Below are 22097 nucleotides of genomic sequence, written 5' to 3'. Positions count from 1 at the left end.
TTCGGGACATCCCGTTATCCGATTCCCGGCGAATCTTTCGCGCGTAAGCTCCGCCCTGGGGCCCTTTCGTGTGCTGTTCAACACAGACTGAGGGTAGGGGCTCAAGATGATGTTCTTGAGCTGGCCATGGCTGATTCCAAGTAAGATGGAATAGCCGATCTTGTGGATGGGTCTTCGCACCTTGACATCCGCAGAACTCCTCATCTTTTGCCCAGCGAACCCCCAGGCGGCCTGCTGAATGTCTTGCAAAACGTTCTCAACTTGCATCCCTGCGCCTGGGCGCCTGATCGAACGGCCCCAGTGCTGCGCTGATTAGAACGGTGCACAGCTTGCCGAGTTCGCCATGGCTGTTCCTGAAATTTCTGTTCCTGAAACGCCTGTTCCTGAAACGCCTCTTCCTGGGGCCCCTGCGCTGGGTGCCCCCGTGGCCCTGGCCCGGACGCCCCTGAGTTGGGAGGAGCTGGAGGCCCTGGCGCCCAGCGAGCCCGAGCGCGTCAACGGTCCTACTTCTTCCCAGGCGCGCCTGCGGCTGTTCGGTGCCTCCGAGGCCGATGTGCGTGTCACCCTCTACCGCGACAACCACGCCTGGTGCCCCTACTGCCAGAAGGTCTGGCTGTGGCTGGAGGAGAAGCGCATCCCCTACCGGGTCCAGAAGGTCTCGATGCGCTGCTACGGCGAGAAGGAGAGCTGGTACAGCCAGCGGGTGCCCTCGGGGATGCTTCCCGCCCTGGAGCTCGATGGTCGCCTGATCACCGAAAGCGATGCGATTCTGCTGGCCTTGGAGGCCGCCTTCGGACCCCTCGGGGTGTCACTGGAGGATGCCGCGGTGAAGGACGTGCGGCGGCTGGAGCGGCGCTTCTTTCGCGCCTGGTGCCATTGGCTTTGCTCTCCCCACGCCACCGCGGCCGACGGGCAGCTGGCCCAGCAGCAGTTCGAGCGCATGGCGAGTGCGGTGAGCGAGGCGTTGGAGGCCACGGAAGGTCCCTTCTTCCTGCCGGTGTTTTCAGCGGCCGACGGGATCTTCGTTCCGTTCATGGAACGCGCCAGCGCCAGCCTCTACGCCTACAAGGGCTACGACCTGCGGCAGGCCAACCCCGCCATCGACGCCTGGTTCAGGGCCCTGGAGCGGCGCTCCACCTACCTCGGCACCCAGAGCGATTTCCACACCCATGTCCACGATCTGCCTCCCCAGATGGGTGCGTGCCATCCCAGCGGAGAGGCCGGCCAACGGCTCTGCTGGCAGCGGCTGGCCGATGGCTTGGCGCCCAGTGAGACCAGCCTGGAGGAGCCCCCGGAGGCGGCCCGGGAAGCCCTGGTCCGGGTGCTGAAGCACCGCCTCGCGATCGTGCAGGTGAACCCCTTCCGGGACGACGGTTTTGAGCCGGCCCTGCGCTGCGCTCTGAGCAACCTGCTGGCGCCGCAGGCCCTCTGCGTGCCCCCCGCCGGCTCCGCCGCCGGCCTGCGCCACCTGCGCGAGCGCATCAGTGTGCCCCGGGACATGGGGCTGCATGCGGCCCGGCGACTGCGCCAGGTGCTGGAGAGTACCGCTGCCCTGGACGGTGATCAGGAAGCTGGCCCGATTCCCACCCGGCACCGCCATGATCAGGATCCCAGGCCCTTTCGGAACGCACCCGTCTGAGGGTTCATCGTGATGCCCATGGACCTGAGCCTCGACCAACTCCAGGAGCTGCTGAGTCGCTGGGGCTATTTAGTCGTGTTCACCGCCATGTTGCTGGAGAACGCCGGGGTGCCCCTGCCCGGGGAGACGATCACCCTGCTCGGGGGCTACGCGGCGGGCAGCGGTCAGCTGAATGTGTTTGGGGTGATGGGATCGGCCACCGCCGGGGCCGTGCTCGGCGACAACATCGGCTACTGGGTGGGCCGCCGGGCCGGCTGGGGCTTGATCCTCAAGGTGGGCAGCTTCCTGCGCCAGAGCCCGGAGCAGATGGAGCGGCGCCGCGTGCAGTTCCTGCGTCACGCGGGTAAATCGGTGTTTCTGGGCCGTTTCGTGGCCGTGTTGCGGGTGGTGGCGGGCCCCATGGCCGGTGCCGTGGGCATGCCGTACCAGCGATTCTTCGTCTGCAACTTCTTCGGCGCCCTGATCTGGGCCTCGACGATGGTGAGCCTGGCCTGGCTGGGGGGCCGTTGGATCCCGATCGAGCGAATGGTCACCGGGGTGGTGCAGTTCGGCCTCGGGGCCCTGCTGATCGTCGTGGTGGTGGCCCTGGTGCCCAAGCTGATCTCGCGTGTTCAGTCGCGGCTGCTCGATGGTGAGAGCGAAGGCTGAACGGGCCCCTCAGACGGACGCCTGCAGGGAGCTTCTCTTGCTGTGCAGGTACTCCACCAGCTCCTCCTGCAGCACCAGCAGCTCATGGGTGCAGCCGCGGAAGGCCGCCCGGTGACGGATCTCATCGTGGCGGGTCTGGAGATCCCTCAGCATCAGATCGATGGCATCGAGCTCAGGGGAGATCACCCGGGCGGAATCTGTGCTGCTCACGGGTGACCGGATCACGGATCGAGCAGTTTAGCCGGGGCGTTCGCAAGCCCTTCCTAGGCTTGAAAAGCTTGAGCCAGGTGGAGACGGTGATGGACAGGCACCCTGGGCGGGAGACAAGCGAGGGCCCCGCGATCAACCTGTCCGCTGCCGCCGTCAGCCCTTCAGCGGCTCTGCGGGCGCTGCTGTCAGGGGCCCTGGCGCTGGCGCTTCCCCACGGAACATTGGCCGCAGCACTGTTTCTGCCGTCCCCGCCGGCTCGCGCGCTTGAGCTGCGCGGCCAGACCTACTTCCTTTCGCCCCCCTGGAAGGTCCGCCTGCGTAACTACTACTGGTATGCAGATCAGAGCGGTGGTGAGTACTACATCACCATCGATCTGCCCGAGAAGGCCGATGCCTCCCTGGGGGCGCTGCAGATCCTGCAGACCCGGGGCGTCGATCGCAGTTTCAGCTTCGATGAGCGGGCCAGCCGCGCCTTCCTCGGCTTGCCTCGCCGGGAGGGCGCCAAGGTGCCCGTGGTGGTGCGTTTCGATGACAACCAGCGCCTGTTCCGCATCGACTTTCCCGAGCCCGTGCCCCCCGGCTCCACCCTCACCGTGGCGTTGCGGCCCTACCGCAACCCCTCCCAGCCCGACTCCTACATGTTCCAGGTGACGGCCTTCCCGGCCGGACCCGACCCCGTGGCCAGCCCCGTGGGCTTCGTGACCTTGTCGATCCTTCAATCCGTGAGTTTCTGATCGCCGGCAGCGGCCGAGCCCGCCACCGCCAGCGCTAGAGAAGCTCCTGAAGCGCTCCTGCCGGATGGCGCTCGGGGGGCTGGTCCTTCATCAGATCGAAATCGCTGAACTCGAAGCCCGGCGCCACGCAGCAGTTGATCAGGCTCCAGGCGCCGTCACTCCGGGCCGCCTGCCACCAGCCGGGGGGAATGCGCTGCACCGGCCTCTGCTGGGGGCGAGATGGATCCAGGGGCCCCAGCCACAGGGCCTCGACCTCGCCCCCCTCCGGCGCCAGACGCCACAGCCGTAGCGGGCTGCCGCCGGCGTGGTGCCAGCTTTCCTCCGCCTGCTGAACCCGGTGCCAGCGGCTGCAGACGTCTGCCGGCAGCAGATAGTCGATCAGGGTCAGCGCCGAGCGCATGGCCCCATCGGCGCGCCTCACCCGCAGCTCGGAGCGGTGGATCTCTCTGTAAAAGCCCCCCTCCGGGTGGGGCGCCAGGCCCAGACGGGCGATCAGTTCGTTCATCACCTGGGGGATCGCCGGCGATCCAGCAGGGCTGCGGCGGCGAACACCAGGGCCATCACCAGATAACCCAGGGCCCAGGGGCCCCCGGTGCCCCAACCCAGATCCAGCACCGTGTCGGCGGGGGTGAACCGCCAGGCGTGGATCAACCCCAGCCAGGAAGCGGCCGCGGCCAGGGCGGCGCAGAGGGCGGCGGCGCTGAAGCGGCGCTCGATCACGTAGACGAGCATCGCCGCCAGCAGCATCGCCGCCACGATCTGGCCTTGCTCGAGGGCGAAGGCCCCGGCCGCCCAGACATCCGCCTGCCGCAGGGGCAGCAGCAGCTCCGGCCCGAAGGGATGGCCTGGGCTGCCCGCCCCGCCGGCGCGCAGGCCCGCTTTCAGGAGCAGGGCTCCCCAGCCCGCCAGCCCCGGCAGCAGCCCCAGCACCACGGCCGGGGCGTGGGCGGCGGGGGTGGCCTGGAAGCTCTGGGCCGTGATCACCAGAGCGATGTAGAGCACGATCGCCATGCCCGCTTCGATCGGCACCAGCTGGCCCACCAGGCCGAACACCCCCAGCAGACAACCCAGACCGATCAGCAGGCCGTTGAGCCAGGAGTAGCCGATCCGCGCCCCCATCGCCTTCCAGCCCGGATGACCGATGTAGATCGTGGTGGGGAAGCAGGAGCCCAAAGCGGCGGCCACCACGGTGCCGACACCGTTGATCAGCAGAGAACTCCTGAGCGGGTAGCGATCGCCGGCCGCCTCGGCGCTCTCCAGGTTCTGCAGCGAGCCCAGCACGTTGAACAGGCCCATGGGCACAATCACCCCGAGCCAGGGAACGAGCTGGTCGCGGCCGGCCCAGAGGGCCCCCAGCTGCAGGGGCGGCAGGTGCAGGCCCACCTGGGCGGCATTGGCCTGCCAGCTGGCGGGATCGATGCGCAGCAGGCCCGTGGGAATGGCCAGGGCGATGCCCAGCAGCACCGCCACCAGCCCCCCCGGCAGGGGCAGCTTCACCTGGCCGTAGTAGGTGACCAGGATCACCGCCAGCACCGCCAGACCCACCACCGGGTTGGCGTAGGTGCGCAGCAGGAAGCCCAGGGCGATGTAGCCCAGGGCGATCCCGGCCAGGGTGGAGAGCAGCGCCGCCCGGGGCAGCCAGCGGCGCAGGGCGCCCAGGCAGAAGGCGCCGCCGGCCTCGATCAGCCCCGAGCCCAGGCAGGCCACCAGCCCGGCCCGCCAGGAGAGCTGCACCGCCTGCTCCGCCGGGAGCCCCTGGCCCAGGGCCGCCAGCTTCACTGGCAGCATCACCAGGAACACGTAGGCGAACAGGCTGACGGTGTTGATGCCGTAGGGCAGGGCGGTGCGGTCGTCGCGCTGTTCTCTCTGGCCCAGCCGGTAGGCCTGCCAGGCGTAGGCGCCGTTGCCCACCAGCAGGCTGAGGCCCGTCGCGGGCAGGATCGTGCCGAAGATCAGGCCGTCGGGGTAGCCGAGCACGCCCCGGCAGAGGGCCACGATCAGCAGGATCTGGATCAGGTTGTCGAGCCCCAGGCCCAGCAGCCCGTCCAGGTCGCCCGGCACCAGCCAGCGGGGGCGGCACTCAGCCATCGAACCCCTCCAGGTCAAGGCCCACACTCGGATCGTTGGCAGAGGCAGGCCAGAGCAGCAGCAGCGCTTCCGCCCCGTGGCGGCCGGTCCAGATCCAGCGGCTGGCCCAGCCCGCGCCGCGGGCGCAGGCCACGAAGGCGTCCCGCTCGGCCGGCTCGTCGTGGGCGCTGAGGTGATCGAGCACCCGCTGGCGGTCCGCCACTTCCAAGACCCCCCAGCTTTCCCGCACCCGTTGGCCGTAGCGCTCGATGTAGGCCGCGCGGGATTCGCCGTCGCGGCGGAACACATCCGCGATCAGCAGGGCCCCATCGGGGGCCAGGCGCCCGGCCAGGGCGGCCAGTGCCCGTTGCTTGCCTTCGTCTGGCAGGTGATGGAGGGCGTAGCTGCAGGTGATCAGCTCGAAACGGGAGGCGGGTTCCGGCTGCTCCGCCCAGGCCAGCAGATCCCGGTGGCTCCAGCGGCAGGGGAAGGGTACCGGACCGGCTGCGGAGGCCTCCAGGTTCGCCGCCGCCAGGGGCAGCACGGCGGCGGCGGCATCCACCGCCTCGAAGCGGCCCAGGGGCAGGGCGCGCAGCAGCGGCGCCAGCAGGGCCAGATCGCCGCAGCCCAGGTCAGCCCAGGCCCAGCCCGGTCGCACCAGGGCCTCCACCATGGCCTTGAGGACATCGCTGAGCGCCCGATGCTCCATCAGATCGTGGTCGACCACGGCCCGGTAGGTCCGCCAGTTGCGCTCGAACAACTCCAGGCTGCCGTCATGGCTGTTGTGCTGGACCATCGCGATCACGAACCTGCGCTGATTGTGCTCAACCCGCAAGGGCGGCACCGGCGCGGTCCAGCGCGCCAGGATGGGGCCTCCCAGGTTTGTGGTCATGGAAGCGCGTTGGCAGGGGGCGGTGATCGCCGCCAGTGAGGACATCGTGACCGTCGAGGGCAATGCCTACTTCCCCACAGACGCCCTGCACACCGACTATTTGCGTGCCTCGGCCCACCGCACCACCTGCCCCTGGAAAGGCGTCGCCCACTACTACGACGTCGTCGTGAACGGTGAGGTCAACGCCAATGCGGCCTGGTTCTACCCCGAACCCCACCAGGCCGCCGCCTCGATCAAGGGGCGCGTGGCCTTCTGGAAGGGGGTTCAGGTCAACTGAGCTGGATCTGGACAGATCTCAACCGCGCTGATGGCGCGCCAAGGTGGCCTCCGTGAACGGATGGCCGAGCGCCTTGGCGATCGCCACGATCGCCCCGGGGCTCTTGGCGTCGTGCACCTGTTGCTGAAGGGCGGGATCCAGGTCCACTTTGGTGAAGAAGGCTCCGAGCTGGGCTTTGGACATGGGTCAACGGTGCTGGGGCCACTCCAGTGCTAATCGATCGGCGCCGCTGCGGCCGCCGGGGTGAGGATCTCCGCCACCGCATCGGCGTTGAGGGTGCGGATCACGCCGGTGTCCACGCAGGCCACCTGGAAGAAGGCGTTGGCGTCGCAGCGGGCTCCGCCCTCCCGGTGGATCACCCGGCCGATCCACCAGGGGCCGCTGGGGGGGGCCACCACCACCGTGTCGCCGAGACGCACCTCGAGGAAGCGCAGCGGTTGGGCCTGGCGCAGGGGCGCCGCCGCCTCCCCGGCGCTGCCCAGTGGGCCCAGGGCGATCTGGTCGCTGGGGTGGGTTCGGCTCGGACTGGGGGCCATGGGCAGGCCGGCGGCGGCAACGGTGGAACCCATCGAGGCTAGTGCCTTTGTACTGATGCGCTGGAGTTGGAGCCGTTGCGATTCCGCAGACACTTGGATCTGTCGGTGTTCTGCCCTGGATCCGGTGCATCATGGCGAGGACCGGGGCCTTGGCCCGCGGCAAGTTGTCGCCGGTCCTGGGCCGGTCTTGATGAGGTCTGACCCTGCACGTGACGCATCCCGACACCGTGGGCTTCTGGTTGCAGCAGGCCGTGCGCATTCCCCTGCTCACCCCCGCCGAGGAGCTTCACCTCGGGGCGATGGTGCGGGAGTGGCAGGACTGGGAAGGGGGCCCCGCCGAGGCGGCGCCCCAGGTGGCCCGCCGGGGCAAGCGGGCCAAGGAGCGCATGGTGGCGGCGAACCTGCGCCTGGTGGTGAGCGTGAGCAAGCGCTACCTGCGCCGTGCCAACGCCCGCGGCCTGCCCCACGAAGACCTGCTGCAGGAGGGCACCCTCGGCCTGAACCGGGGCTGCGAGAAGTTCGACCCCTCCCGGGGCTACAAGCTGAGCACCTATCTGGTGCCCTGGATTCAGCAGGCCATGGGCCGCCTGCTCGACCATGAAGGCGGTGCCGTGCGGCTGCCGGGGCAGGTGGGTTCGGCCCTGGCCCAGGTCAGTGCGGGCTGGGTGCGCTTCGATGAACTGGCGCCGAGCATGCAGGCGCGGGTGACGGCGGCTGCGGCCGTGCGCTTCCAGGCCCGCCTCGACGGTCGCATCGGCGATGGGGAGACCACCCTGGGGGAACTGGTGGCCGCCCCCAGCAACGATCCTCTCGATCGTCTCGACCATGAGTTGATCCTGCAGCAGATGGCAGCCCACGCCCCCCAAGAGCTGGCCCTGCTCAGGGAGCTGCAGGAGCGCACCCCCGCCCAGGTGGCCTCCGACCTGGGCATCAGCCGGCAGGCGGTGAACGTACGTGTGCACAAGGCCCGCAAGCGGCTCTCCGAGCTGGGGCGCTGAGGGCAGGTTCCAACAGAAACGCCCCCGGCCTTCGGGCCAGGGGCGTTTCCGGAGCACCATGGGGGTGAGGGTGCTCGGGTCCGACGGGGTGGAGCGGACGTCGGTGATTCTTTTCTAAGGGTGGCTCCGGAGGCTCTGACGCCAGAGCCAAGAATCGCAACATGCCCAGCGGCACGGCAGCGCCAGCAGCGGCTCCGGCCCTGGCTCCTGGAGCGAGAATGTAAACGCTGGCACCGGGCGGGCCCGATCCATCACGGATTGCCCGGGGATTCATCTAGATGTGATCCAGTTGACAGCATGGAAGAGCTCGATGGTGAAGGCCCTCCAGTGGTGTGTTGCCCTCAAGCCCACCCGGCCGGGGCTGGGGCGGCGCAAGCGCTGGCTCACCGACCAGGGGGTGTTCACCGCCGATCCCGCCAAGACCCTGCGGGTGGTGAATGCCGAGGTGGCGGCCAGGCGTCTGCAGGCCTTCGTCGAGCTACGCGGTTGGCCCCTGCGGGCGGTGGAACGGCTCACTCTGGTGCCTGACCCGAACCTGGCTTGAGGCCCTGTTGAGGATCGAGGCTCCTGGCGACTCCGAGCAGCGGACGTGTGGCGCTTCTGGTTGATGCCGCTGATGCACAGCGAGCCATTGATGGTGCAGGAGCAGGCCTGTGCGCTGTTCGCCGTGTACGTGGATGAAGACAGCACCGCCTTCGCTGGGGCGGGTCTCCACGCCGGAGGAAGCGGCCTTCCTGCTGGAGCCTGGTTCCCGCTTCTGAAGCGATAGCGAATTGGTGATGTTCGATACAGCGCCAGCCCCCTTGCCGCGTCAGGACAGGCACAAGGATTCATATCTCTCCATGACCGCCACCCGCACCGTTTCTTCCGAGGGGCATGACCTGGCCCGGGCGATGCGTCGTCATCTCTTCTACAGCCAAGCCAAGTCACCGTCGCTGGCCACCCACCACGACCACTACCGCGCCCTGTCCCTGGCGGTGCGCGACCAGCTGCTGCAGAGCTGGGTGGACACCGCCGAGGCCTACACGCGCCAGGGCGTGCGCACGGTGGCCTACCTCTCGGCCGAATACCTGCTCGGCCCTCACCTGGAGAACAACCTGGTGAACCTGGGCCTGCGCGAGGCCGCCCAGGAAGCCTGCTTGGAGCTGGGCCTCGACTACGCCTCCCTGCTGGCGGAGGAGCCCGAGCCAGGTCTGGGGAACGGTGGTCTGGGGCGGCTGGCGGCCTGTTATCAAGAATCGATGGCCAGCCTGGAGCTGCCGGCCATCGGCTACGGCATCCGCTACGAATTCGGCATCTTCCGCCAGCAGATCATCAACGGGGCCCAGCACGAGAGCACCGATCCCTGGCTGCATGGTGGCAACCCCTGGGAGGTGATCCGTCCGGAGTGGAGCTTCCCGGTGACCATCGGCGGTCAGGTGGTTCAGGGGGTGGCCTACGACACCCCGATCCTGGGTTACGGCGTCCACACCGCCAACACCCTGCGGCTGTGGTCGGCCCAGGCCCCCGAATCCTTCGATTTCGCTTCCTTCAACGCCGGCGACTACACCCGCGCCGTGCTCCAGAAGATCGAATCGGAAACCCTTTCCAAGGTTCTCTATCCCAACGATGAGCTGGAGCAGGGCAAGCGGCTGCGGCTCAGTCAGCAGATCTTTTTTGTCTCCTGCTCCCTGCAGGACATGTTCCGCATCCTCAAGGGCCAGGGTCTGGCGGTCACCGATTTCCACCGCAAGTTCGCCGTTCAGCTCAACGACACCCATCCGGCGATCGCCGTGGCTGAGCTGATGCGGCTGCTGATCGACGAACACGGCATCGACTGGGACACCGCCTGGTCGATCACCACCGCCAGCATCAATTACACGAACCACACCCTGTTGCCCGAGGCGCTCGAGACCTGGGGGGTCGAGCTGTTCGCCTGGCTGTTGCCGCGCCAGCTGGAGATCATCTATGAAATCAATGCCCGCTTCCTGCGCCTGGTGCGCCTCCGCTATCCCGGCGATTCCGAGCGGCTCTCCCGCCTTTCCCTGATCTCCGATGGCCCCGATCGGCGGGTGCGCATGGCCAACCTGGCCGTGGTGGGCAGCCAGAAAGTCAACGGGGTGGCGGAGCTTCACAGCGCGCTGGTGCGCAGCGAGCTGTTCCCCGAGTTCGCCGATCTGTGGCCCGAGCGCTTCATCAACGTCACCAACGGGGTCACACCCCGGCGCTGGATGGCCGTGGCCAACCCCGCCCTGGCGACCCTGCTGGATGAGTCGATCGGCAGCGCCTGGCGCCGCGACCTGGAGGAACTCCATAAGCTCGAGCCGTTCGTGGGCGACAGCGGCTTCCTCGATCGCTGGCGGGGCGTGCGTGAGCAGGCCAAGCAGCGGCTTGCCGCCACCATCCATCAGGAGCTTGGTGTGCTGGTCGACCCGGCCTCCCTGTTCGACGTGCAGGTCAAACGAATCCACGAATACAAGCGCCAGCACCTGGCGGCCCTGCAGATCGTGGAGCGTTACCTGCGGCTGCGCAACGGCGAAGCGCTGCCCCCACGCACCTTCATCTTCGGTGGCAAGGCGGCACCTGGTTACGCGATGGCCAAACTGATTATTCGTCTGATCGGTGGCATCGCCCAGATCGTCAACGTCGATCCGGCCATGGACGGGCGCCTGCGGGTGGTCTTCCTGCCCAACTTCAGCGTCAGCCTCGGCCAGAAGGTCTACCCCGCTGTGGATCTCTCCGAGCAGATCTCCACCGCCGGCAAGGAGGCCTCCGGCACCGGCAACATGAAGATGTCCCTCAATGGCGCGCTCACGATCGGCACGCTCGATGGCGCCAATGTGGAGATCCGCGAGCGGGTGGGGCCAGAGCACTTCTTCCTGTTCGGCCACACCGCCGAGCAGGTCACTGAGCTCGACCGCATCGGTTACCACCCGATGCCCTGGCTGGAGAACGACCCGCTGCTGAAAGAGGCGATCGATCTGATTGGCTCCGGCCACTTCAGCGAGGGCGACCGGGAGTTGTTCCATCCACTGCTGGCGAACCTGTGCAGCAGCGATCCCTTCAAGGTGATGGCCGACACGGCCGATTACCGCCGTGCTCAGAATGCGGTGGACCAGGCCTGGGGCGATCCCCTGGGCTGGAGTCGCAGTTCGTTGCTCAACTGCGCCCGTTGCGGGTTCTTCAGCAGCGACCGCTCGATCGCCGAGTACGCCAGCCGGATCTGGAACGTGGAGCCGGTGCCGATCAATGCCTGCGCCGTGGTCCCCGGGGCCTGAGCGTCGTCAGGCTGAGGGCAGCAGGGCCGCTTGCTGGGCATCCAGCCGGCCGGCCTTCTGGAGAACCTCGGTGATCTGGCCGATGGTCAGCACCGCATGGCTGCGGTAGCCGGCTTCGGCCAGACGGCGGCGGGCACCACTGCCGTGGTCGATGAACACCACCACATCGCTCACCTTCAGACCTGAGCTCTCCAGCTTGACGATGCCTTCGAGCACGCTGCCGCCACTGATCAAGATGTCGTCGACCACCACCGCGGTCTCCCCCTCGCTGAAATCCCCCTCGATCAGCCGCCGGGCTCCATGGGCCTTCACCTCCTTGCGCGGGTAGATCAGGGGCCGGTGCAGCAGCAGGGAGAGGCCCGTGGCCGTGGGCAGGGCGCCATAGGGAATGCCGGCAATGCGATCGAAGCGGAGCCCCTCCAGGCGCTCGGCGTAGGCATGCAGCACCCGGTGGAAGAGGTTGGGGTCGGAGATGATCCGCCGCAGGTCGATGTAGTAGGGGAACACCGCTCCTGAGGCCTGGACGTAGCGGCCGAACAGCAGGCAGCCCAGATCGAACAGATCCAGGATCAGCCCGTGGAGGGAATCGTCTTCAGCGGCATTGGGCGAAGCTCCATCTGTGACTCCTTTTTGGCCCTTGGTTGGCGCTTCCGGGGTGGATGGCGGTGGCAGCCAGAGGGCGCAGCTGTCGCCGTTCTCCACCCTCGAGTCCGCCACCTGTTGCCGCATGGCTTCGATCTGGAGCTTGAGACCCTTGGTCAGCGCCGCGATGTCGTCTTCCACCAGCAGGTTCTGGGGCACCGGCAACAGCAGTCCGTCGGCTGAGGCGCTCAGACCAGCCTCGAGCATGGCTTCGAGCCGCTCCTCCTTGCCCCAGAGGCTGCGCAGGATCAAGAAGCGCTCAGGCGCCTCCCTGCGCACCCGCTCGAGGACCTCCGGATCGCTGGTGCCCACCTCCAGCAGCAGTTGCTCGGGCGTGGCCCAGCGCTGACATTCGCGCACGATCGCCAGGTAGAGCGGGTTGCTTTCATCCGGGTGGTGCTGCACCACCCGGGCGCCGGGATTGGAGCTGTGACAGGTGAGCACCACCGCCTTGTCCCCGTAGAGCAGAAAGGGGGCGGCGATGTCCTGGCCGGCCAGGGGGGAGAGAGTGACCGCGTCCACTCCCAGGTCGCGGAAGAGGTACTGGGCCAGGGCGGAGGAGGAATTCAGATCGCCGTGCTTGGCATCGAGGATCAGGGGCAGGTCGCCGGGCACCAGGGAGCGCACCTCATGGAGCAGCTCCAGACCGATCGGCCCCAGCGACTGGTAGAAGCCGAGGCTGGGCTTGTAGGCGCAGACGTGGTCGGAGGTGGCCTCGATCACCGCCTTGATCCAGCGGCGCGCCTGGGACAGAAAGGACCCGCCCCCGGGATGGGAGCGGGCCCAGCTCTGAAGCATCTCGGGGTTGGGATCCAGCCCCGTGATCAGCAGCGACTGTCGGCTGGCGATGGCGTCGGTGAGGGTGACGAAACAGCTCATCGACGCTCAGGTCCTGCGAGGGTGTTGGCAGAGCCTGGCGCACTCAGCGGATGAACAGCATCTCCTGGTAGCTGGGCAGGGGCCAAACGGCATCGTCCACCAGGGCTTCGAGGCCATCGACGGCCTCGCGGATCTTGTGCATCAGTGGCAGCAGGGTGTCGGCGCAATGGCGCATGTGGGCGGTTTCGCCATGGGGGGGGCTGGGAATCGCGGCTTCCAGGGCCGTGCAGTTGGCGAGCAGATCCTGGTTGAGGCTGGCAATGCGGCCGGCCATGGCGCGATCGGGGGGAAGGCCCAGATTCTCCTGGTAGCGCAGCGAATTGGCCAACTGGCCCAGGTACTCCATCACCGCTGGGTACACCTGTGTGCGGGCGATCTGAAGGGCGAGTTTCGCCTCCACCTCCACGGCGAGCACGTACTGCTCGGCGTAGACCTCGAAGCGGCTGTGCAGCTCCACAGGAGTGAGGACTCCGGTGCGGGCGAACAAATCCTTGATGTTGTCGCGCTCCAACACCAATACGGCATCGGCCGTGGTGGGCAGATTCTCCAGACCGCGCTCGTTGACGGCCATCTGGTGCCACTCGCTGGAGTAACCGTCGCCGCCGAACACGACATTGCCGTGCTCCTCCATGATCACCTTGAGCACAGCCGTGGCCGCATCCTGCAGGGAGGCGCCGGCGTTCATTTTGGCCTCCAGTTCATTGGAAACGTATTCCAGTGAATCGGCCATCATCGTGTTCATTGCCACCAGCGGACCGGCCACCGATTGGTTGGAGCCAACGGCGCGGAATTCAAAGCGGTTGCCGGTGAAGGCAAACGGGGAGGTGCGGTTGCGATCGCCCGGATCCTTGGGGAATTCGGGCAGGGTGTCGACGCCGAGCTGCATCATGCCGCCGTGGTCGGTGCTGCCGAGGTTGCCGTTCTTGATCATCGTGTACACCTCCTCGAGCTGGCTGCCGAGGTACACCGAGATGATCGCCGGAGGGGCTTCGTTGGCACCGAGGCGGTGATCGTTGCCGGCGGTGGCCACCACCGCACGCAACAGCGGGCCATAGAGATGAACCCCGCGGATCACCGCCCCGCAGAACAGCAGGAACTGCATGTTCTCCTCAGGGCTGCTGCCGGGATCGAGCAGATTTCCCTGGGTGGCGTTCCCCACGGACCAGTTGACGTGCTTACCGGAGCCATTGATTCCTTCAAAGGGCTTCTCATGCAGCAGGCAGTTCATCCCGTGCTTGCGCGCCGTGTTCTTCAGCAGCGTCATCGTCAACTGCTGGTGGTCGGTGGCCACGTTGGCCGCCTCAAAGAAGGGGGCAAGCTCAAACTGACCGGGGGCCACCTCGTTGTGACGGGTCTTGGCGGGAATGCCCAGCTTGTACATCTGCTGTTCCACGTCCTGCATGAACACCTGCACCCGCTGGGGGATGGCGCCGAAGTAGTGGTCGTCGAACTGCTGGCCTTTCGCCGACGGGGTGCCGAACAGGGTGCGGCCGGTCAGCAGCAGGTCGGGGCGCAGGCTCACGAACGCACTGTCGACCAGGAAGTACTCCTGCTCGGCGCCGCAGCTGGAGTTCACCGGCGCCACTTCGGTGTTGCCGAGCAGCTTCAGCAGGCGCTGGGCCTGCTTGTTCATCGCCGCGTTGGAGCGCAGCAGCGGCGTCTTCTTGTCGAGTGCCTCGCCGGTCCACGAGACGAACACCGTGGGGATGCAGAGGGTGACGCCGTTGGGCGTCTCCATCAAGAAGGCGGGGCTGGTGATGTCCCAGGCGGTGTAGCCGCGGGCTTCGAAGGTGGAGCGGATGCCGCCGTTGGGGAAGGAGGAGCCGTCCGGTTCGCCCTGCACCAGCACCTTGCCGGTGAACTCACAGATGACGGAGCCATCGCTCTGGGTGGAGATGAAGCCGTCGTGCTTCTCGGCCGTGGAGTTGGTGAGCGGATAAAAAACGTGGGCGTAGTAGAGCGCGCCGCGGCCCACGGCCCAGTCCTTCATCGCCTGGGCCACCACGTTGGCCACGGAGACATCAAGCTTGCCGCCCGACTTGATGGTGTTCTGCACCGACTTGAAGATGTCCTTGGGCAAGGACGACTTCATCTGCGACAGGCTGAACACATCGCTGGCCCAAAGCTCCTGGAGGGGCGCTGTGGGAGCGGTGATCGCTGCCGGGCGCTCCTGGGTTCGTTGGATGGCGGCGAGGCGTTGGGGGCTGGGCATTGGTTGCGAATTTGTCTGCACCCAGCCAATGAGCAGGTGTGGGCTCTCGGAGACGCCGTTGATACAAAAGTTGGCTTCAGCGCTGGCCCAACAGCTCGATCCAGCTCAGGGGGAGCTCCGGGTTCGCGCTAGCCGACCTCCGGGTCCGCTCAGTCGGTGCCAGGGGCAGCAGGTCGCTCGTCCAGGTGGCCGGGGGGCGTGGGTTGGGGGCGCCGACAGCCCGAAGGAGCCGTGGCGGGGATGCATGGGACATGGTGAAACAAGCCTCCGAGGGAGGGTCAAAAGGGATGGGATGGAACGCAGGACCCCGTTCCTGGGGGCTCCACTGCTTGGTCAGGGTTCGAATGCTCGGGTGGAGCCTTATGACCGATCTCAAGGACGGCATCCCCTGAAGCCTGGGGATGGATCGCGTACGCGCTGGAACTGAACGCCCTAGGGAAGGGAAGGTTCAGAGGAAAGATCCACCGTTGGTTTTCGGGTGGAACAGCCGGTGAGTTTGTGGAGCTTCCACCGGTTGATTCATCTTACACAGTCGACCAGGAATCGAGTGAGGCCTGACTGAGGGCCATCGCTTTTCCCCGCCAACCTTCGTATCTTCGGTCCACACCTGGTGATCCACAGCCCGGAGGGAGTGACTCTGACCACCAACCCCATCTGCCTCCGTCCCGAGTCCTTTCTTCTGTTGCCCAGGGACGGGCTGCTTCTGGTGGACAGCCAGGGAGTCGTGCTGCACGTCAATTCGATTGCCCGGCAGCGCCTTGGGGTCAGCGCCGATGAGGCCACGGGCCAGCCGTTGGTCTCGTTCTGGCCTGAGCTGGCCGAGCTGATCGGGCGACGGAGCGACTGGGAGAACCGAGGACCCGTCGACGCCATGCTGAGCTGGGCCGGTGCCCCGATCACCGTGCGCACATTTCGCACCGACAACGGCGTTGGTGTGGGCGTGCTGGCTGGACTCCATGAACCCGAGACGCCCGGGCCGCGCCAGTCGCTGGTGGAGAGCGTGCTGGAGGCGGTCACCGATTCAGTGGTGGTGACCACGGCGGAATACCTGGATTTCCCAGGGCCGGTGATTCTCTATGTGAATTCCGCTTTCCTGGCCCAGACAGGGTACGAACTCAACGAGGTGCTCGGCCGAAGTCCCCGCCTGTTGCTGGGCGCTGAAAGTGATCCGGCCAATCGCAGCCGCCTGCGCGGCGCCTTGCAGAGGGGCGAGCGGGTGAGCATGGAGCTCCCGAACATCACCAAGGACGGCAGCACCTACTGGGTGGAAATCGACCTGGTGCCCTTGATCGATGAGACCGGCGCCGTGACCCAGTGGGTTTCGGTGCAGCGCAACATCTCAGAACGGCGCTCCAACCAGGAGGCCCTGGCCGAGCAGGCTCTGCGTGATCCGGTGACCGGTCTGCCCAACCGTTTAGCCCTCCACTCCCGGCTCAAAGAGGCCCTGCAGCGCCTGAACCGGCGCGAGGGCCAGATGGCCGTGCTGTTCTGCGATTTGAACCGCTTCAAGGAGATCAACGACATGCACGGCCACCATGTGGGTGACCAGTTGCTGGTGGAAATCGCCTCCCGACTTCGGGAGGCCCTGCGCCCCGAGGACACCCTGGCCCGGCTCGGTGGCGATGAGTTCGTCGCCGTTGCCGAGAACCTGGTGGAGGTGGCCGACGCCGTGCAATTGGCCCTGCGGCTCAAGGAACGGCTAGGGGCCCCCTGGTTGATTGAAGGCCAGTCCTACCGGCCGTCGATGAGCATCGGCATCGCCATGACGACGGAGACCTCCGAGTCGGTGGATGAAATGCTGCGGCGTGCCGATCTGGCCATGTATCAGGCCAAGGAGGCAAAGGGAGCCGGAGTGGCGATCTACGACCGCTCCGTCGACGAGCAGCTGAAGTTGTCGATCTCGGTGCGTCGTCAATTGCACGAGGCGATCGAAGGTGACGGGCTGGTGCTGGAATACCAGCCGATCGTCGACCTCGCCGATGGCTCGATCCACGGCGCCGAGGCCCTGGTGCGCCTGCAGGGAGGCGATGGTCGCCTGATCCCCCCCAACGACTTCATCCCCCAGGCGGAGGTCACCGGTCTGGTGGTGCCCCTGGGGGAATGGGTGATCCGTCACGCCTTCGCCGAGCTGAGGGCCTGGCGAGACAGTGGGCACCACTATTCGATGTCCATCAACGTCAGTCCCTCCCAGCTGCGGGTGCCGGGCCTGGGGAGCTATCTACTCAAACAGGCGGAGCTGAGCGGTGTGGATCCCAGTTGGGTGGCGCTCGAGGTCACCGAAACCGTGCTGATCAACCATCCCAAGGTGACCTTCGACGAGCTGGGCTTGCTGCGGGAGGCCGGGGTCAAGGTTCACCTCGACGACTTCGGCACCGGTTACTCCAGCCTTTCCTGGTTGACACAATTTCCTGTGGATGCGATCAAGATCGACCAGACCTTCACCGCCGAACTGGGTCTCGATCCACGCAAGACCGCGATCATCCGCGCTTTCATCCAGGTGGCCCAGGAACTTGAGTTCACCGTGGTGGCCGAAGGGATCGAAACAGAGCTGCAGAAGAGCTTGCTGAAGAAGCTCGGCTGCGACCGAGGGCAGGGCTTTCTGTTCGCCAGGCCCTCCCGCCTGGGGCCCGCAAGCTGGGGCTGATCCCTACCTGGCTTTGCTCAGGCCGCGGACGGCAGGCGGGGCAGGGGACCGTCCCGGTCCGAGCGGAAGGTGATCTGCAGACCCGGTGCTTTCTGGCTCACCAGGGCGATCAGGCGTTCGAAGGCCCGCTGGGTGACGGGGGCGCCTTTGCCCATGGGCTCCCGACTCATGATCACCACATCCAGTTCAGGGCCGCTGGCCTGGGGCTGGACATCGGCGAAGAGTTGCAAGGTCATCCCCTCGGGGGCGGATCGGAACAGGGCGCTGAGGTGGGCTGGAGCCTGTTGATCGATGCTGGCCTCGATCTCCTCGAGCACCGGCATCAGCTGGGGGATCAGCTCCCGGGCCAACGCCGGTTCGGGGGATTTGAGAACCAGAATCAGCCGCGCCATGGGGCTCCTCAGTGAAAATCCATCTTGCCCTGCGGCGGACGCGGCACGATCTTCCAGGTGCTCGCCAGGAGCGTAAGCAGGGCATCCACCGTGCCCATGCGCCGTGGCTTCTGGTACCAGGCGGTGCCGTCGTAAAGCAGGGCAATCAGGGCGCTCAGCTCTGGCTCGCTAAGGGGGGCGAACGCCAGTCGCAGACGATGGGCGCCATCTCCATGCTCATCAGGAAGGGTCCGTACCGGCAGTTCGATGTGCTCTTCCACCAATGTCAGCTGGCCGCTGAGGCCCTGCTGGACGCGGAACGCCTCCTGGTTCAGCACCAAGGAGGCCCCTGATTCGGAGACGTCAGTGGTGGTGCCCCAGAGCTCATGGCCACCGATCCGCAGGCTGGCGATGCGTTGGAGCGGAAAACGATCGCTCTGGCGTTCCACGGGCCGATCGACGCAGGCCAGTAAACAGGTGAGCACCACCCAGGCGTTGTAGAGGTTCCAGGCGAGCATCAGCCCTTCCCCCTCGAAAGACTGCCGGCTCCAGCTGGGGCCCACCAAGGGCAGCCCGTAGAACAGCACCAGGCTCACCACCAGCACCGTGAGGTGAGCGATGAATGGCCAGGCCAGGCCCAGATCCAGCTGGCCGCCGCCGCTGCTCACATCCTTGTTGGTGACCAAGCTGCCCAGGATCCGGAAGGGGCTGACCAGGATTTGGAGGATGCGCCCCACGGCCGGAAAGCAGAACAGCGACTCGTAGACCTCGTTCCAGAACTGGAAGTGATGGTGATTGGTCAGCCAGGTGGTGAGCGTGTACATCAGGATCACGAAAGGCAGCCCATAGGCCAGGTATTCGATCGGCGGGGCGGCGATCAGCGTGAACCCCAACACCAGGCTGACGAGGGGAAATAGCAGATAAACCAGTCGAAAGAATGGTGTGAAAAGACTGATCAGCAGATTGAAATAGAAACTCTTCTGGCCGAGGTTCAGCTTGCTCCAGATCGGCAATTCCTTGCCCGAGTAGTAGATCTGGAAGTTACCCTGCATCCAGCGCAGGCGCTGGTCGAGATAGTCCCGGAAGCTGCGGGGAACTTCCCCGAGGCTGAGGATTTCATCGAGATACACCATCCGCCAGCCCCGGGTGAGCAGCTTGGTGCCGGTCTGGTGATCTTCAATGATGCAACTTGTCACGTATCCTCCCAGCGATTCGATCGCGGTGCGGCGCGCTACGTAGGAGGTGCCGCAACAGATCACGGCGTTGAAGTTGTCTCGAATGACCTGCAGGTAATGAAAGAAATAATCCATGTCATCGGGCATCACCGATTCCAGCCCGAGGTTGCGGTTGTGGAAATCGGAGTTGAAGTAGTGCTGGGGTGTCTGCACCAAGGCGACGCCGGAATCCTGGAAGAAACCGACGGTGCGCTCAAAGAAGTTCCGAAAGGGAACAAAGTCGCAGTCGAAGACGGCGATCAGCTCGGCGGAGGTGTGGGCCAGGGCGTAATTCAGGTTGCCGGCCTTGCGGTGGCTGTTGTCTGGGCGACTGAGGTAATCCACCCCAAGGCGCTCGGCAAGGGCGGCAAGGGCGGGGCGGTGACCATCATCGAGGATCGTGATCGTCTTGTTGGCGTAGCGAATGTTCTTGCTGGCGAGCACGCACCGCTGGACCAGTCGCTCTGATTCGTTGTAGGTGGGAATCCAGATGTCCACCTTGGGCTGATGCTCCTTGGTCCAGCCAGCCAGCCGGTTCGCCTCCCGCCGCCGTTGCAGCGGTTCGTAGACGATCGAGGGAATGAACTGCACAGCGCTGGTGATCAGGTAGACGGCTTCGCAGAGAAACAGCGTCAGGCTGAAGGCCAGGCTGATGGGATGGGCCGTGTTGATCGTGGTGCTGCGCCAGATGAAGTAGCGCAGGCCCATCAGCGACAGCACGGTGAGCACCAGCGCATGGCTCCAGCGCCGCCGCGGCAGCAGGTTCACCCCCAGGGCCATCCCCAGGGCGAGAACCACGGGCAGCACGGCGTCGAGCCAGAGGTCCTTGACCTGCCACTGCTCGGGCAGGGTGCGGTTGCTGAGCGGGTTGAGCTGCAGGGATCCCAGCCAGCCAGGCTGCAGGTTCACGAGCAGCAGGGCGCCGATCAGCAGCAGGATCGAGGCCAGCAGCAGCCACCAGACCCAAAGGGAGATGGTGGGAGTACGCAAGCTGAGCGGGCCGGGCCGCTGGGGGCTCATCGCTCGAAGCTCACCCGCGCCGTGAAACCCACGTAGCAGAACTTCAGGGGGGGAGCGGGGATGTCGTTGAGGATCCGCACGCGGACCTGGCTTTCGCGGGCCAGGTTGATCGGGATCGGGTTGGTGTCATCTTTCAGGGACACCCGGCCCAGGCCGGAGCGGATCGTGGCCACCTCACCGCGCAGGTCGAGGGAGTCCCCCACCAGGTCAATGCGGGCCGGGCCGCCGATGCGCACGCGGTTGAGATCACTTTCCTTGACGAAGGTGGTGATAAAGCGGTCCTTGCAATCGATCAGCTGCAGCACGGGCGCCTCGGCCCGCAGCGTGTCCCCCTGGTTGGCCAGCAGCCTCCAGACCACGGCCTGGCGTGGGCTCACCAGGGTGCTTTCCGATTGCAGCCCGCGGGCGACCCCGGCGGTCTCCAGCTGCTTGGTCAACCCCTCCACCCGCTTGGCCTGGGTGCGGCGCCGGCCTTCGAGTCGCTGCAGCTTGAGCTTGGCTTCCTGCAGCCGCACGGCGGGATCGAAGTTGCTGCGGGTGGTGGTCAAGGTGAGGTTCTTGCGGGCGGCCGCCACCACGCTTTTCTGACCGGCCAGGCGTTCCTCGAGAGCCGCCAGTTGCTCCCGCTCACGGGCGAGGTCGGTGCTGGCCCGGTCCACCACCGTTTCCGCCACTGCTCCGGCGCGAAACAGGGTCTGCTGACGCTTGAGATCCCGATCGATGAAGGCCACCTCCTCCCTGGAACGGCGCACCTCCGCTTCCAGGCGTTGCAGCTCCCGGCTGCTGCGCTCGATCTCCAGTGCCTGTTGCTGGTCAGCGTCGTTCCGGATGGTCTCCACCAGCAGACGTTGCTTGGCCACCTCCTCGTCGAGCTCCTCCAGGTCACTTCCAGCCGTGAGCAGGGAAGTCTTGAGGTTGCGCAGCTCCAGGCCGCTGGCGCGGGGGTCCTCCACCCGGCCCAGGGACTGGCCAGCACTGACGGCACTGCCGGCCTTGGCCCTGAGCTCCACCAGGATGCCGCTGATGGGCGTCTTGATGTCGATCGGAGTGGCCTCCACCACCGCATCCCGAGAACGGGCCGTGAGGAAGTTGGCGAGAACCGCCACAGCCGTCACAGCCAGGCCGCCAGCCAGGATGAGGATGAATACGTTGGCGGCTCGACTGCGCCGGATCGGTTCTTCCGCCTGTCTGGAGCCGCTCCTGTCGTCGTCGCTGACTCCGTTGATGTCTGCTTTGGCGTCCTGGGGCCGCTCAGGGATCTGGGGGGTCATCCTGAACACTGCCTTGAATCAAGATTAGCGAGCGTCGCCACTGGGCCAACCCACCGCCGCGCCCCCGGGCGCTGAGGATCGTGCCGTTGGCCTCCAGGCCGATCAGGGCAAAGAAGGGAAGCTTGCCCACCGCGGCTGTGTCGAACGGTTCGCTGGCGGCAAGGGTCCGCTCCAGGGCGCGCCAGGAGCCCACCAGCAGCTCCAGATGCTCGAAGCGGAACACGAGCAGGGGGCGCCGGCCCTGCAATCGGGCGGGTCCTTCGAACCGAAGTTGCAGGGCCCCCAGCCGCACCGAATTGAACACCCGCAGTGCGGCACCCTCAGGTGCCCCCAGCGGGTCCGCCGCGCGGATCTCCAGCTGGGCCCCCAGGCCCCTCAGCAGGGCGCCATTGAGTGGCGATGGCTCAGCGCTGCGCCTGGGCCACACCTGCTCCAGGCGCCAGACGCCCAGGAGATCGGCCGCGGTGAGGCCACTGCCCAGCCGCCGGCTGCGGCGCTCCTGATCGGACAACGAAACTCCCATGGCCCCATTCTGGGCGCGGCACCCCAGCTCCGCCGCCGCCCGGGGGTTGAGATGATTGACACG

Annotated in this window: 21 protein-coding genes; 9 read left to right on the top strand and 12 right to left on the bottom strand. The window is 66.5% G+C overall.

The window, feature by feature from the left end; genetic code table 11:
- Positions 1–430 precede the first annotated feature (430 nt).
- Together KBZ13_RS03870 and KBZ13_RS03865 are read left to right on the top strand one after the other, a co-directional pair.
- Positions 431–1639, top strand: a complete 1209-nt coding sequence (locus KBZ13_RS03870) for a glutathione S-transferase family protein (RefSeq protein ID WP_255007119.1) — start codon at positions 431–433, stop codon at positions 1637–1639.
- A gap of 12 nt (positions 1640–1651) precedes the next feature.
- Positions 1652–2287, top strand: coding sequence for a DedA family protein (locus KBZ13_RS03865; protein WP_255006489.1), 636 nt, complete (start codon positions 1652–1654; stop codon positions 2285–2287).
- Positions 2288–2296: 9 nt separating this feature from the next.
- Here KBZ13_RS03865 and KBZ13_RS03860 read toward each other — a convergent pair whose 3' ends face one another.
- Positions 2297–2497: a hypothetical protein gene (locus KBZ13_RS03860; protein WP_255007141.1), complete on the bottom strand. Its 201-nt coding sequence runs from the start codon at positions 2495–2497 to the stop codon at positions 2297–2299.
- A 77-nt stretch (positions 2498–2574) separates the two neighbouring features.
- On the opposite strand from KBZ13_RS03860, the gene KBZ13_RS03855 reads away from it, so the two are divergent.
- A complete protein-coding gene (locus KBZ13_RS03855) occupies positions 2575–3231 on the top strand; it encodes a DUF2808 domain-containing protein (RefSeq protein ID WP_255007118.1) in 657 nt (218 codons plus the stop codon).
- A 34-nt stretch (positions 3232–3265) separates the two neighbouring features.
- Here the strand turns inward: KBZ13_RS03855 and KBZ13_RS03850 are convergent, their stop codons facing one another.
- Genes KBZ13_RS03850 through KBZ13_RS03840 form a run of 3 tightly spaced genes read right to left on the bottom strand, consistent with a single transcriptional unit; the run spans position 3266 to position 6190 of the window.
- Positions 3266–3736 carry a cupin domain-containing protein gene (locus tag KBZ13_RS03850; protein ID WP_255006487.1) on the bottom strand — a complete coding sequence of 157 codons (471 nt, stop codon included), beginning with the start codon at positions 3734–3736 and terminating at the stop codon, positions 3266–3268.
- The gene (locus KBZ13_RS03845) at positions 3736–5319 is read right to left on the bottom strand and encodes an NCS2 family permease (RefSeq protein ID WP_255006484.1); all 1584 of its coding nucleotides are present in this window, start codon (positions 5317–5319) and stop codon (positions 3736–3738) included. The genes KBZ13_RS03850 and KBZ13_RS03845 overlap by 1 nt, the downstream gene beginning before the upstream one ends.
- Entirely contained in the window at positions 5312–6190 is an 879-nt protein-coding gene (locus tag KBZ13_RS03840; RefSeq protein ID WP_255006481.1) for a methyltransferase, read from the bottom strand. The genes KBZ13_RS03845 and KBZ13_RS03840 overlap by 8 nt, the downstream gene beginning before the upstream one ends.
- Between KBZ13_RS03840 and KBZ13_RS03835 the strand changes: the two genes are divergently transcribed.
- Positions 6189–6467 (top strand): DUF427 domain-containing protein, encoded by a 279-nt coding sequence (locus tag KBZ13_RS03835; RefSeq protein ID WP_255006477.1) that lies wholly within the window; start codon positions 6189–6191, stop codon positions 6465–6467. The two genes, KBZ13_RS03840 and KBZ13_RS03835, sit on opposite strands and share 2 nt — an antisense overlap.
- A gap of 18 nt (positions 6468–6485) precedes the next feature.
- On the opposite strand, the gene KBZ13_RS03830 is transcribed toward KBZ13_RS03835, so the two are convergent.
- Positions 6486–6650 (bottom strand): Nif11-like leader peptide family natural product precursor, encoded by a 165-nt coding sequence (locus KBZ13_RS03830; protein WP_255006474.1) that lies wholly within the window; start codon positions 6648–6650, stop codon positions 6486–6488.
- 29 nt (positions 6651–6679) lie between these two features.
- The gene (locus KBZ13_RS03825) at positions 6680–7036 is read right to left on the bottom strand and encodes a DUF3104 domain-containing protein (RefSeq protein WP_255006473.1); all 357 of its coding nucleotides are present in this window, start codon (positions 7034–7036) and stop codon (positions 6680–6682) included.
- A 176-nt stretch (positions 7037–7212) separates the two neighbouring features.
- Between KBZ13_RS03825 and KBZ13_RS03820 the strand changes: the two genes are divergently transcribed.
- The 4 genes from KBZ13_RS03820 to KBZ13_RS03805 all read left to right on the top strand — a co-directional run bounded on the left by KBZ13_RS03820 (position 7213) and on the right by KBZ13_RS03805 (position 11258).
- Positions 7213–8001 carry a sigma-70 family RNA polymerase sigma factor gene (locus tag KBZ13_RS03820; RefSeq protein ID WP_255006471.1) on the top strand — a complete coding sequence of 263 codons (789 nt, stop codon included), beginning with the start codon at positions 7213–7215 and terminating at the stop codon, positions 7999–8001.
- 310 nt (positions 8002–8311) lie between these two features.
- On the top strand, positions 8312–8545 hold the full coding sequence (locus KBZ13_RS03815) for a hypothetical protein (RefSeq protein WP_255006468.1): 234 nt from the start codon (positions 8312–8314) through the stop codon (positions 8543–8545).
- A 45-nt stretch (positions 8546–8590) separates the two neighbouring features.
- Positions 8591–8770: a DUF924 domain-containing protein gene (locus KBZ13_RS03810; RefSeq protein ID WP_255006466.1), complete on the top strand. Its 180-nt coding sequence runs from the start codon at positions 8591–8593 to the stop codon at positions 8768–8770.
- 73 nt (positions 8771–8843) lie between these two features.
- Positions 8844–11258, top strand: coding sequence for a glycogen/starch/alpha-glucan phosphorylase (locus KBZ13_RS03805; RefSeq protein WP_255006464.1), 2415 nt, complete (start codon positions 8844–8846; stop codon positions 11256–11258).
- Between the two features lie 6 nt (positions 11259–11264).
- Here KBZ13_RS03805 and KBZ13_RS03800 read toward each other — a convergent pair whose 3' ends face one another.
- Together KBZ13_RS03800 and KBZ13_RS03795 are read right to left on the bottom strand one after the other, a co-directional pair.
- Positions 11265–12779 carry a bifunctional orotidine-5'-phosphate decarboxylase/orotate phosphoribosyltransferase gene (locus KBZ13_RS03800; RefSeq protein WP_255006462.1) on the bottom strand — a complete coding sequence of 505 codons (1515 nt, stop codon included), beginning with the start codon at positions 12777–12779 and terminating at the stop codon, positions 11265–11267.
- A 43-nt stretch (positions 12780–12822) separates the two neighbouring features.
- On the bottom strand, positions 12823–14991 hold the full coding sequence (locus KBZ13_RS03795) for a glutamine synthetase III (RefSeq protein ID WP_255006460.1): 2169 nt from the start codon (positions 14989–14991) through the stop codon (positions 12823–12825).
- A 631-nt stretch (positions 14992–15622) separates the two neighbouring features.
- Here KBZ13_RS03795 and KBZ13_RS03790 point away from each other — a divergent pair.
- Positions 15623–17635 (top strand): putative bifunctional diguanylate cyclase/phosphodiesterase, encoded by a 2013-nt coding sequence (locus KBZ13_RS03790; RefSeq protein WP_255006457.1) that lies wholly within the window; start codon positions 15623–15625, stop codon positions 17633–17635.
- 17 nt (positions 17636–17652) lie between these two features.
- On the opposite strand, the gene KBZ13_RS03785 is transcribed toward KBZ13_RS03790, so the two are convergent.
- From KBZ13_RS03785 to KBZ13_RS03770, 4 genes are read right to left on the bottom strand one after another with little or no spacing between them, the layout of a single operon-like run.
- Positions 17653–18027 (bottom strand): hypothetical protein, encoded by a 375-nt coding sequence (locus KBZ13_RS03785; protein WP_255006456.1) that lies wholly within the window; start codon positions 18025–18027, stop codon positions 17653–17655.
- A gap of 8 nt (positions 18028–18035) precedes the next feature.
- Positions 18036–20240, bottom strand: coding sequence for a glycosyltransferase (locus KBZ13_RS03780; protein ID WP_255006454.1), 2205 nt, complete (start codon positions 20238–20240; stop codon positions 18036–18038).
- Entirely contained in the window at positions 20237–21511 is a 1275-nt protein-coding gene (locus tag KBZ13_RS03775) for an HlyD family secretion protein (protein ID WP_255006453.1), read from the bottom strand. Before KBZ13_RS03775 ends, KBZ13_RS03780 begins: the two co-directional genes overlap by 4 nt.
- Entirely contained in the window at positions 21492–22034 is a 543-nt protein-coding gene (locus tag KBZ13_RS03770; protein WP_255006451.1) for a hypothetical protein, read from the bottom strand. Before KBZ13_RS03770 ends, KBZ13_RS03775 begins: the two co-directional genes overlap by 20 nt.
- Positions 22035–22097: the final 63 nt, after the last annotated feature.

Source organism: Cyanobium sp. ATX 6F1, assembly GCF_024346315.1.
Taxonomy (GTDB): Bacteria; Cyanobacteriota; Cyanobacteriia; order PCC-6307; family Cyanobiaceae; genus ATX-6F1.
The sequence above is the reverse complement of the archived record's forward strand: the minus strand, read 5'-3'. Positions and strand labels throughout refer to the sequence as shown.